This is a genomic window from Mesorhizobium sp. M4A.F.Ca.ET.090.04.2.1 (assembly GCF_003999085.1).
Taxonomy (GTDB): domain Bacteria; phylum Pseudomonadota; class Alphaproteobacteria; order Rhizobiales; family Rhizobiaceae; genus Mesorhizobium.
In genome coordinates, this window is the sequence record NZ_RZOT01000184.1 from 1 (window position 1) to 10,375 (window position 10,375).

The window sequence follows — 10,375 nt, forward strand, 5'->3', positions numbered from 1 at the left end:
CCGAACCATTCGCCGGCGACCCTTGCCGCCTCGACCGCGTTGACCATGTTCAGACGGCGGCCCTGCGATTGGCCGTGGCCCGGAAGGTCGAGCGAGACAACCTTGTAGCCGGCGCCGCGATATCCTTCGATCAGCGCGCGCATATATTCGGTGCGCGAACGCCAGCCATGGATGACGAGCACGGTGCTGGCCGGCGCCCTGCCCGGCTCGGGCCGGAATTCATGCACCATGACACAGCCCTTCTTCGTCTTCAGCCGATGATGCCGCGCCTCGGCCATGAAGGCCGCGGCCCGCTCGACAGCGCGGCGCTCGCCGTCGCTCAGCGCCTTGACGTTCGGCGTGCGGCAGAACAGTTCGAACGCGGCGCGACCGCTGAGGCGAGGTGCCACATGCTCGGCCGCGCCGAACACGCCCCGGATGACCTTCAGACCAAATGATGCCATAGTGTCGATCCATCCATTCGTTCAAGCATGAACATAATAGTTCAAACATGAACATTAAGCAAGACCTGCCCTGGGACAACCCGCGCTTTCGCAACTGGGTCGCGGTGGCGCGCGCCTGCCATGTGGTGGAGCGCACGCTGGCGGTGAAACTGGCACCGTTGGATCTCAAGCCGGCACAGCTCGACGTTCTGATGAACCTCTACCGCCATCCCGGCATGTCGCAGCATGACCTTGCCCGCAAGCTCTTGGTCGGGCGCTCCAACATCACCATGCTCTTGCCGCAGCTGGAGACCCGCGGCCTGCTGCGCCGCGAGGGCGACGAGAAGGACAAGCGCGTGCTCAGGCTAAGCCTGACCGTGGAAGGCGAAGCCCTGCTGATGCAGGCGCTGAAGGTTCACATGGCGCTGATCGAGAAGGCGATGAGCCAGTCGACTGCGGAGCAGTGCGACATGATCGGTGAGCAGATGCGCAAGATCGCCGATGTGCTGAAGGAAGCATAAGCGCCGGCGCACCGAGATGCAGGTCAGGATGCGCCGAAGATGATGGCCTCCGATAACCGGAGCGAAGCGTACTTAACGTGCGTGAGCACAGGAAGCGCAGGAGGCCGCCATTTGCACGCCAGCCTCACCTGAATCTACCACATCGTCTTCTTTGCCCGCTCGGGCCATTCCCTGTCGTAGGTTTCGCCGTCGATGTTTTTCCGGCTGGTGATTTCCAGTATTTGGCCGGGCGTCGGCAGCGCTTTCGGATCGACATGCTTCGCCGGGTTCCACAGCTCCGACCGGACGATGGCGCGGGCGCATTGGAAATAGACCGAATCGACGGCAATCACGGTGACCGAACGTGCAGGTTTGCCGTCGACGCTGAAGGAGGCGCAGAGCCCGGCGTCGGTGGTGATGTGAGCCCTGCCATTGACGCGCAGCGTGGTGCCCGATCCGGGCACCAGGAACAAGAGGCCGACGCGAGGGTCGCGGATGATGTTCTTCAGCGAATCGGCGCGGTTGTTGCCGCGGCGGTCAGGCATCATCAGCGTCTGTTGGTCGTGGATGCGCACGAAGCCGCCGAGATCGCCGCGCGGCGAGCAGTCGAGCCCCTCCGGCCCGGCGGTCGCCAGTGCCGCGAAGGGCGAGGCCTCGATGAAGGCGGCGTATTCGGGGATGATGTGGTCGAGTTCCTTGACGATCGAGGCTTCGCCTGGAGCCCCATAGAGCGCTTCGAGCTGTTCGACCGTTGTGATGACCGACATCTTTTTGTCTCCAAACCTTTGCCGGCGCTACTCCACATCCATGACGCCCTGACGACAGTGCGGATGACACGGCCTAACGGTCGCGGCCGAGCCCCTTCTCCGCCAGCTCGGCGAGATAGGCGCTCCAGCGCGCCTCCTTCTCGTGACCCAGCGTGTGCAGGTAGTTCCACGTGAATATCCCAGTGTCGTGGAAATCGTCGAAGGTGATGCGCACCGCATAGTTGCCGACCGGCTCTATCTTGAGGATGGCGACATTGCGCTTGCCGGGCACGGTCACGCGCTGCTCCGGCGAATGGCCCTGCACTTCCGCCGAGGGCGACAGCACGCGCAGCAGCTCGGCCGGCAATTCGAACGGCTGGTGGTCCGCAAAGGTGACGGTAAGCAGCTTGCGGTCCTTCGAGACCCGGAGTTCCTTCGGCGCGGTCATGCGGATCGTTCCTGCGTCGTTTCAACCCTTCCCTACGCTGCTTCGCCGCAGGCGAAAAGGCCATTGGAGCGCAGCCGACATGCAATGTCGGCCGGGGAATGTTACCAAAGATCGAGAGCGGCTATCTTGAATGAAGCAGCGGATCGTATCACATAGCCATATATAACGCTTGCAGCGCCGCTGCTCGAGGTCACGGGAAATGCTTGCAACATGGATATGATCGATCCCTTCGGTCGAACGATCAGCTATCTCAGGGTGTCGGTCACCGACCGCTGCGATTTCCGCTGCACCTATTGCATGGCCGAGGATATGACCTTCCTGCCCAAGAAGGATCTGCTGTCGCTGGAAGAGCTCGACCGGCTCTGCACCGTCTTCATCGAGAAGGGTGTGCGGAAACTGCGTCTCACCGGCGGCGAACCGCTGGTGCGCAAGAACATCATGCATCTGGTGCGCCAGTTGTCGCGCCATCTGAAGAGCGGCGCGCTGGAAGAACTGACGCTGACCACCAACGGCTCGCAGCTGTCGCGCTTTGCCGCGGAACTCGCCGATTGCGGGGTCAGGCGCATCAATGTCTCGCTGGACACGCTCGACGCCGACAAGTTCCACCAGATCACCCGCTGGGGCCATCTCGGCAAGGTCATGGAAGGCATCGACGCCGCGCAGGCGGCGGGGCTGAAGGTCAAGCTCAACGCCGTGGCGCTGAAGGATTTCAATGACCTGGAGCTGCCTGAGATGCTGCGCTGGGCGCATGGCCGCGGCATGGACCTCACCGTCATCGAAACCATGCCGATGGGCGAGATCGACGCCGACCGCACCGACCAGTATCTGCCGTTGTCCCTGCTCAGGGCCTCACTCGAGCGTCAGTTCACGCTGAACGACATCCCCTACAAGACCGGCGGGCCGGCCCGCTATGTCCATGTCGCCGAGACCGGCGGCAGGCTCGGCTTCATCACCCCGATGACGCATAATTTCTGCGAAAGCTGCAACCGCGTCAGGCTGACCTGCACCGGCACGCTCTATATGTGCCTGGGCCAGGAAGACGCAGCCGACCTCCGGGCGCCGTTGCGTGCGTCCGAAGGCAACGAACTGGTCTCGGCGGCAATCGACGAGGCGATCGGGCGCAAGCCCAAGGGGCACGACTTCATCATCGACCGCCGCACCAGCCGCCCATCGGTCTCCCGCCATATGAGTGTGACCGGCGGCTGATTTTCTCGCCAGTTTCGTGCAAGGATCGCCTCCGACGATCGACTGGAGGCTGGCATGAAACGTGTTTTCCCGATCCTGGCCGTCGCGGCGTTGAGCCTGGCAGCCGCCGCCGGCGCCGCGCCGTTCACCTACACCAATCAGCGCTTCGGCACTGTCTGCACCTTCCCGGGCGAGATCTTCAGCATCCGTCAGCCCGAGCCGGAGAATGGCGACGGGCAGCAATGGAGCGCGCCCGACGGAGCCAGCCTGATCTGCTCCGGCATCCTCAACATCGATGACGATACGCCGAAAGGCTTTGTCGCCGCCGAGAAGGCCAGCACCGAGCCAGGCTACAAGATCACCTACAGCAAGGCCGGCAAGGACTGGGCCGTGCTGTCCGGCATCAAGGACGGCAAGATCTTCTATGAGCGTCGCCTGTTCGGAAAGGACGGCGTCATCCGCACGGTCTGGATTGAGTATCCGCAAGCAGTGAAATCGAAATACGATCCGCTTGTTGGCGCCATCGCGGGCAGCCTTGAAGGGCCGTGAGCATTTTGCGCCACACCACGGAATAATCCTTGTCCGCTAAAGGGCAGCGGATTTACCGACTCGATGTTCCAGCCTAGCCTTCGCGTGGACGTGATTTTGTCACTCACAGGGGGAATACAACATGCGCAAATTCATTGTTGCCCTTGCAATGCTCGGCTTTGCCGCGGCACCGGCGGCGGCGCAGTCGATCGGCGGCAAATATACAGTCGCAGGCACCAATTTCGACGGCTCCGCCTATGGCGGCGAAGCGACTATCACGCTGACCAGCGAGACGACCTGCACCATCCATTGGGAAACCGGCGGTTCGTCGTCCGACGGCATCTGCATGCGCAACGACAATGCTTTCTCCGCCGGCTATGTGATGGGCAAGGAGATCGGCCTCGTCGTCTATAAGGTCGAGGAAGACGGCTCGCTGCACGGCCTCTGGACCATCGCCGGCAAGGAAGGCAGCGGCACCGAAGTGCTGACGCCGAAGTAAGTCCTTCGCCTTCGCGCGGATCTTTGCGGGCCACGGCGAAAGGCTGTGGCCCAGTGCTTTGACGTTGCTGTTTTGCGGCTCGCTGATAGAGGCTGATCCAAAGCACAACCGGTGACGCCCTTGCCCCTTTCGCCAAACCTGCGCGGCGCGCTGTTCATGATGGTGGCCATGGTCGGCTTCACCCTCAACGACGCGATCACCAAATTCTCCTCCGAATCGATGAACATGGCGCAGGTCATGCTGATCCGGGGGGCCTTCGCCTCGCTGTTCGTCGGCCTGCTTGCCTGGCAGCGCGGCGCGCTGGCCGCACCACGCTCGATGCTGCAGCCGATGGTGGCTATGCGCGTGGCCGGCGAAGCCGGCGCAACGGTCTCGTTCCTGGTCGCGCTGGCGCATCTGCCGATCGCCAATGTCTCGGCGGTGCTGCAGGCGCTGCCGCTGGCGGTTACGATGGCCGCGGCGCTGTTCTTCAACGAGGGTGTCGGCTGGCGGCGCTGGCTGGCGATCGCCGTCGGCTTTGCCGGCGTGCTGGTTATCGTGCGGCCGGGCTTCGAAGGCTTCAGCATCTATTCGCTGCTGGCGCTGGCGAGTGTCGCCTGCTGCGCGGTGCGCGATCTCTCCACCAGGCGCATCCCGCAAGCGATCCCGACGCTTCTGGTATCGACCGCCACGGCGCTGGCCATGACGGTGCTGGGCGCTGCGCTGCTTGCGCCGATGGGCGGCTGGACGCCGATGAGCGGCAAGGCCACGGCGCTGCTGGCGCTGGCCGCAGTGCTGGTGCTGATCGGCTACCAATTTATCATCATGGCGATGCGCTCCGGCGACATCTCCTTCATTGCGCCGTTCCGCTACACCGCCCTGCTCTGGTCGATCCTGCTCGGCCTCGTCATCTTCGGCGATGTCCCCGACCTGCCGATGATCGTCGGCGCCGCCATCATCGTCGGCTCCGGCCTCTACGCGCTCTACCGCGAGCGCATCGTCGGCCGACGGCAGACCGCCGCCGAAAGCGCTGGACCTGACATGGCGCCGGACGGCATATAGGCCAGCCCCAAGGATCGCCGAGACTTTGCGATCCGGCAGCTAGAAGACAGCGCACGATGGACCAGAACATAGCGGGCATCATCCTGGCCGGCGGCCAGTCACGGCGCATGGGCGGCGGCGACAAGACCCTGCTTGTGCTCGGCGGCCGCAGCCTGCTCGACCACGTCGTGGCGCGCCTCGTTCCACAGGTCGGGCCGCTGGCGCTGAGCGCCAACGGCGATCCGGCGCGCTTCGCCCGGTTCGGGCTGCCGGTGCTTGCCGATACGGTGGAAGGCCACGCCGGGCCGCTTGCCGGGATACTGACCGGCATCGAGTGGGCGTCGATCGCCTGCGATGCCGTCGTCACTGTCGCCGGCGACACGCCTTTTTTCCCGAAAGATCTGATCGAGCGGCTGGCTACGGCCGCCGCCACAAAGCCCGGAGCGATCACTGTCGCCAGCTCCGGCGGCAGGCGGCATCCGACATTTGCGCTCTGGCCGCTTGGCCTGCATGACGCCTTGCGCCGGTTCCTGGTCGACGAGGACAACCGGCGGGTCTCCGCCTTCATCGACCGGCACGACGTCGTCGACGTGGAGTTTCCAATGATGGCGTCGGGCGGGCAGCAGATCGACCCGTTCTTCAACATCAACATGCCGGACGATCTTGCGATCGCCGAGCGACTGCTGCAGAGCATCGAGGAATGAACAGGCGCGTTTTTGGCATCACCGGCTGGAAGAACTCCGGCAAGACGACACTGACCGAGAAGCTGGTCGCCGAATTGGTGCGGCGCGGCTGGACGGTCTCGACGGTCAAGCACGCCCATCATGATTTCGACATCGACAAGCCTGGCGCGGACTCCTTTCGCCACCGCGAGGCCGGCGCCACCGAGGTCGCGGTCGTATCGGGCCGACGCTGGGCGCTGATGCACGAATTGCGCGATGAGGATGAGCCGACGCTGGAGGCGATCCTGGCGCGGCTGGCGCTATCCGACATCGTGCTGGTCGAAGGCTACAAGCGCGAGGCGCACAAGAAGATCGAGACGCGCCGCCTTGAGGCCAAGGACAGGACGCCGCTGTCAGTCAATGATCCAAACATCGTCGCCATCGCCGCGGACTTCGCTGCCGAAGGCGGGAGCCTGCCGGTCTTCGATCTCGACGACGTCAAATCGATAGCCGACTTCGTCGAAAGCGTCTCGGGCTTGGGGCGCTGAGCGCGCCGGCGAAACAGCTTTCAGCCGCCGCTAAACTTGTTCCCGACCTCTAACCTTGCGTCATCTTTGGCCGGGAATGCAAATCCCCAGAGCCATTGTTTTGCAGTTGCTTTTTTCGGGGAAAGAGTGGGAGTATCGCCACCAGCGGGCGGTCAAAAGCACCGCTCACAGAGCCGCATGGAACAGCGGCCGGATACATGAGAGGATTATCATGCGTATTGCACTGCGTATTGCGCTCGCCGCTTCGGCCGCGCTGCTGACGCTTGGCGTTGCCCAGGCTCAGGAAAAGACCCTGCGAATCGGCACTGAAGGCGCCTATCCGCCCTTCAACAATCTGACCGCCGACGGCCAGCTCGTTGGTTTCGACGTCGATATCGCCAAGGCGCTCTGCGACGAGATGAAGGTCAAGTGCACCTTCGTCGCCCAGGACTGGGACGGCATCATCCCGGCGCTGCAGGCCGGCAAGTTCGACGCCATCATCGCCTCGATGTCGATCACGCCCGAGCGCGCCGAAAAGGTCGATTTCACCCACAAATACTACAACACACCGCCGGCGATCGTCGCGCCGAAAGACAGCGACATCAAGGGCGTGAACAAGGAAGACCTGGCCGGCAAGACGATCGGCGTGCAGGCCGCGACCACGCATTTCAACTACGCGAGCAAGACTTACACCGACAGCACGGTCAAGCCCTATCCGACCGCGCAGGAATACCAGCTCGATCTCGCCAATGGCCGCCTCGATGCCGCTAATGACGACATCGTCGTGCTGCAGCAGTGGCTGGATTCGCCTGACGGCGCCTGCTGCAAGCTGGTCGGGGCGATCAAGCCGGTGGTCGAGATCCATGGTCCGGGCGCCGGCATTGCCGTGCGCAAGGGCGAGACCGACCTGGTCAACAAGTTCAATGCCGCGATCGACGCCGTTCGGGCCAACGGAAAATACAAGGAAATCAACGACAAGTACTTCAAGTTCGACGTCTACGGCGGCGATTCCTGATCCGCCAGGGTTGACGACAGGAACGGCGGGATTTTCCCGCCGTTCCTGCAAATGCAGGTCGGGCGCGAGGGGTGCTGCGGCATGGCTCTCAAAAGAGCGAATGTGGGAGAATAGGCGAGCGGATGCTGAGCGTATGGACGCTTCTCAGTTGGGGACCCGATGGCTGGCTTGACGACATCGTCTCTGGTGCTGCTGTCACGGTTCTTCTGGCCCTCGCAACGCTTCCAATCGGATTGACGATCGGCTTTTTTGTAGCGCTGGGAAAACAATCCGAGGAACCCTCGCTGCGCATTGCCGCCAACATCTACACGACGATCTTCCGTGGATTGCCCGAACTGGTGACGCTGTTTCTGTTTTTTTTCGGCGGCCCGCTGATCCTGCAATATCTCATCAGACTGGTAAGGCCCGAGGCGACAATCGATGTTAACGCCTTCGTCGCTGGCATGATCGTGCTTGCCATCATCTTTTCGGCTTACGCCAGCGAGGTTTTCCTTTCAGCGTTCCGGGCCATCCCAAAGGGCCAATATGAGGGTGGCTACGCAGTTGGCCTTTCATACGGGCAAACGATGCGCAAAGTGATTTTGCCGCAACTGGTTCGCATCGCCTTTCCGGGCCTGGAGAATTGCTGGCTGAGCCTGCTCAAGGACACGTCGCTGGTGTCAGTGGTCGGTTTGGCAGAAACGCTCCGTCAAGCTGGCGTGGCCGCACGCGTCACCAAACACACATTCCTGTTCTTCAGTGTGGCCGCCGTGGTATTTCTTATCTTGGCGGTCATTTCATCCCTCGCCACCGGCGCCATACAGCGCTCGCTTGCCCAGCGGGAGGTACGGCGATGAGCGTTGCGGCCGACGCCAAAAGCGTTGTGGAACGGCCTCCCCCGCGAGCACGTGGCTGGCCGCGCTCCCGAATTGTCGGCTACGTGCTGATAGGCCTCTGGATTGCCGCTGGCGGCGGCATTGTCGCCTATCTGGCTCTCGCCTGGAACAGCGAACTCTTTGCCAAGTACGGCCCTAGCTACCTACAAGGGCTGGGTGTGACGCTTTCGCTGGTTGGCATTTCGATTGTCCTTGGCGCCATACTGTCACTTCCGGTCGCCTATGCGCGCATGTCGAAGAACCGCATCCTGTCCGGTCTTGCCTATTGTTACGTCTATTTCTTTCGCGGAACGCCGCTGCTCGTGCAGACCTTTCTGGTCTATTACGGGGTCGGCTCGTTCAAACCACAACTCGAAATGGTTGGGCTGTGGGGCTTTTTCCGTGAGGCGTTCAACTGTGGCGTCTTTGCATTTGCCCTCAACACGGCCGCCTATCAGGCCGAAATCCTGCGCGGCGCCATCGAAAGCGTGCCGAAAGGCCAATGGGAGGGTGCTGCTTCACTCGGCCTGCACAAATTGCAGACGTTGTGGAAGATCATCCTGCCGCAGGCAATGGTGGTCGCGCTGCGGCCGTATGGCAACGAGCTTATCCTGATGATCAAAGCGTCCGCGATCGTCGCCATCATCACCGTGTACGACCTGATGGGCATGGCAAAACTGACCTACTCCCGCACCTTCGATATTCAGGCCTATATCTGGGTCGCCGTCGTGTATCTGGTGATGGTCGAGGTGCTGCGTCACGCGATCGAATGGATCGAACGCCGGATCACCATTCACCTTAAGCGCTGACCGAAACCGCCTTTCTGCACCAGTCGTTGGAGCGTCCCCGCGTCTTGACGTATTCGCCGCATGGCCTAGAGCTTGCGCCAGCAAAATCTGGTTCCCGTTTGGAAGGCAAGCCCATGGCATTGGTGGCATTTCTCGGTCTTGGCGTCATGGGTTATCCGATGGCCGGGCACCTCAGGAGCAAGGGCGGCCACGACGTCACCGTCTACAACCGCACTGTTGCCAAGGCCGTGCAATGGGTCGGCCAGCATGGCGGCCACTTCGCGGCGACGCCGGCGGAAGCCGCCGAAGGCAAGGACTTCGTCTTCTCCTGCGTCGGCAATGACGACGATCTACGCTCGGTGACGATTGGCGCCGACGGCGCTTTCCAATCGATGAAGAAGGGCGCGGTCTATATCGACAACACCACTGCCTCCGCCGAAGTCGCCCGCGAGCTTTCGGAGAAGGCGCAGGCGCTCGGGTTCTCCTTCCTCGATGCGCCGGTTTCCGGCGGCCAGGCCGGCGCTGAGAACGGCGTGCTCACTGTGATGGTGGGCGGCGAGCAAGCAGCTTTCGACCGGGCCAAACCGGTGATCGATGCTTTTGCCCGCATGGTCGGGCTGATGGGGCCGTCGGGTGCCGGCCAGCTCACCAAGATGATCAACCAGATCTGCATTGCAGGGCTCGTCCAGGGATTGGCCGAAGGCATCCATTTTGGCAAGAAGGCCGGGCTCGACATCGAGAAGGTGATCGAGGTGATCTCCAAGGGTGCGGCCGGCTCCTGGCAGATGGAAAACCGCCACAAGACGATGAATGCCGGTAAATATGATTTCGGTTTCGCTGTCGACTGGATGCGCAAGGATCTCGGCATTTGCCTGGCGGAGGCCGACCGCAACGGCGCCAAGCTGCCGGTGACGGCGCTCGTCGACCAATTCTACAAGGATGTGCAGGCGATGGGCGGTCGGCGCTGGGACACCTCTTCCCTGCTGGCTCGTCTGGAGAAATAGGGGCGCCATGGCCGAGCTTTCGCCCCAATCGAGCGCCGACGAAATCGTCGCTTATCTGCGCTCGATCGGCTCGGAGGAAAATCGCCGCGGCATGTTGCGCTACGGCATCAAGATCGAGCGCGCGCTGGGGATTCCGCACGGCGTGCAGCGGCAGATCGCCAAGAAGATCAAGCGCAA

14 protein-coding genes are annotated in these 10,375 nt (G+C 62.5%); 11 read left to right on the forward strand and 3 right to left on the reverse strand.

From position 1 onward, the window contains the following. Positions 1–443: alpha/beta hydrolase (locus EN781_RS14925; RefSeq protein WP_189347584.1), on the reverse strand; the 443-nt coding region annotated here is incomplete at its 3' end. Between the two features lie 47 nt (positions 444–490). On the opposite strand from EN781_RS14925, the gene EN781_RS14930 reads away from it, so the two are divergent. Continuing rightward, a complete protein-coding gene (locus EN781_RS14930; RefSeq protein ID WP_126054516.1) occupies positions 491–943 on the forward strand; it encodes a MarR family transcriptional regulator in 453 nt (150 codons plus the stop codon). Between the two features lie 134 nt (positions 944–1,077). Here EN781_RS14930 and EN781_RS14935 read toward each other — a convergent pair whose 3' ends face one another. Both EN781_RS14935 and EN781_RS14940 read right to left on the reverse strand, forming a co-directional pair. Then, on the reverse strand, positions 1,078–1,689 hold the full coding sequence (locus tag EN781_RS14935) for a pyridoxamine 5'-phosphate oxidase family protein (protein WP_126054515.1): 612 nt from the start codon (positions 1,687–1,689) through the stop codon (positions 1,078–1,080). 73 nt (positions 1,690–1,762) lie between these two features. After that, entirely contained in the window at positions 1,763–2,116 is a 354-nt protein-coding gene (locus EN781_RS14940; protein WP_126054514.1) for a DUF971 domain-containing protein, read from the reverse strand. A 210-nt stretch (positions 2,117–2,326) separates the two neighbouring features. Between EN781_RS14940 and moaA the strand changes: the two genes are divergently transcribed. The 10 genes from moaA (at position 2,327) to EN781_RS14990 (ending at position 10,198) form a co-directional block, all read left to right on the forward strand. Further along, positions 2,327–3,322: a GTP 3',8-cyclase MoaA gene (gene moaA, locus EN781_RS14945; protein ID WP_126054513.1), complete on the forward strand. Its 996-nt coding sequence runs from the start codon at positions 2,327–2,329 to the stop codon at positions 3,320–3,322. A 54-nt stretch (positions 3,323–3,376) separates the two neighbouring features. Further along, on the forward strand, positions 3,377–3,850 hold the full coding sequence (locus EN781_RS14950; protein ID WP_126054512.1) for a hypothetical protein: 474 nt from the start codon (positions 3,377–3,379) through the stop codon (positions 3,848–3,850). 121 nt (positions 3,851–3,971) lie between these two features. Further along, positions 3,972–4,328 (forward strand): hypothetical protein, encoded by a 357-nt coding sequence (locus EN781_RS14955; protein ID WP_126054511.1) that lies wholly within the window; start codon positions 3,972–3,974, stop codon positions 4,326–4,328. 120 nt (positions 4,329–4,448) lie between these two features. Further along, on the forward strand, positions 4,449–5,369 hold the full coding sequence (locus EN781_RS14960) for a DMT family transporter (protein WP_126054510.1): 921 nt from the start codon (positions 4,449–4,451) through the stop codon (positions 5,367–5,369). A gap of 56 nt (positions 5,370–5,425) precedes the next feature. Continuing rightward, positions 5,426–6,052 carry a molybdenum cofactor guanylyltransferase MobA gene (gene mobA, locus EN781_RS14965; RefSeq protein WP_126054509.1) on the forward strand — a complete coding sequence of 209 codons (627 nt, stop codon included), beginning with the start codon at positions 5,426–5,428 and terminating at the stop codon, positions 6,050–6,052. Beyond that, complete coding sequence (gene mobB / locus EN781_RS14970; protein ID WP_126054508.1) at positions 6,049–6,558, forward strand: molybdopterin-guanine dinucleotide biosynthesis protein B; 510 nt, start codon at positions 6,049–6,051, stop codon at positions 6,556–6,558. The genes mobA and mobB overlap by 4 nt, the downstream gene beginning before the upstream one ends. Before the next feature lie 211 nt (positions 6,559–6,769). Then, on the forward strand, positions 6,770–7,552 hold the full coding sequence (locus EN781_RS14975; protein WP_127400095.1) for an ABC transporter substrate-binding protein: 783 nt from the start codon (positions 6,770–6,772) through the stop codon (positions 7,550–7,552). 122 nt (positions 7,553–7,674) lie between these two features. Continuing rightward, a complete protein-coding gene (locus EN781_RS14980) occupies positions 7,675–8,388 on the forward strand; it encodes an ABC transporter permease (protein ID WP_126054506.1) in 714 nt (237 codons plus the stop codon). Continuing rightward, a complete protein-coding gene (locus tag EN781_RS14985) occupies positions 8,385–9,215 on the forward strand; it encodes an ABC transporter permease (protein ID WP_126054505.1) in 831 nt (276 codons plus the stop codon). Before EN781_RS14980 ends, EN781_RS14985 begins: the two co-directional genes overlap by 4 nt. A gap of 113 nt (positions 9,216–9,328) precedes the next feature. Further along, positions 9,329–10,198 carry an NAD(P)-dependent oxidoreductase gene (locus EN781_RS14990; protein ID WP_126054504.1) on the forward strand — a complete coding sequence of 290 codons (870 nt, stop codon included), beginning with the start codon at positions 9,329–9,331 and terminating at the stop codon, positions 10,196–10,198. Positions 10,199–10,375 lie beyond the last annotated feature (177 nt).

Bases quoted from the DNA above. Each gene is read 5' to 3' on its own strand.
- EN781_RS14930 (WP_126054516.1), top strand. From the start codon at position 491: ATGAACATTAAGCAAGACCTGCCCTGGGACAACCCGCGCTTTCGCAAC.
- EN781_RS14935 (WP_126054515.1), bottom strand. From the start codon at position 1,689: ATGTCGGTCATCACAACGGTCGAACAGCTCGAAGCGCTCTATGGGGCT.
- EN781_RS14940 (WP_126054514.1), bottom strand. From the start codon at position 2,116: ATGACCGCGCCGAAGGAACTCCGGGTCTCGAAGGACCGCAAGCTGCTT.
- moaA (WP_126054513.1), top strand. From the start codon at position 2,327: ATGGATATGATCGATCCCTTCGGTCGAACGATCAGCTATCTCAGGGTG.
- EN781_RS14950 (WP_126054512.1), top strand. From the start codon at position 3,377: ATGAAACGTGTTTTCCCGATCCTGGCCGTCGCGGCGTTGAGCCTGGCA.
- EN781_RS14955 (WP_126054511.1), top strand. From the start codon at position 3,972: ATGCGCAAATTCATTGTTGCCCTTGCAATGCTCGGCTTTGCCGCGGCA.
- mobA (WP_126054509.1), top strand. From the start codon at position 5,426: ATGGACCAGAACATAGCGGGCATCATCCTGGCCGGCGGCCAGTCACGG.
- mobB (WP_126054508.1), top strand. From the start codon at position 6,049: ATGAACAGGCGCGTTTTTGGCATCACCGGCTGGAAGAACTCCGGCAAG.
- EN781_RS14975 (WP_127400095.1), top strand. From the start codon at position 6,770: ATGCGTATTGCACTGCGTATTGCGCTCGCCGCTTCGGCCGCGCTGCTG.
- EN781_RS14980 (WP_126054506.1), top strand. From the start codon at position 7,675: ATGCTGAGCGTATGGACGCTTCTCAGTTGGGGACCCGATGGCTGGCTT.
- EN781_RS14985 (WP_126054505.1), top strand. From the start codon at position 8,385: ATGAGCGTTGCGGCCGACGCCAAAAGCGTTGTGGAACGGCCTCCCCCG.
- EN781_RS14990 (WP_126054504.1), top strand. From the start codon at position 9,329: ATGGCATTGGTGGCATTTCTCGGTCTTGGCGTCATGGGTTATCCGATG.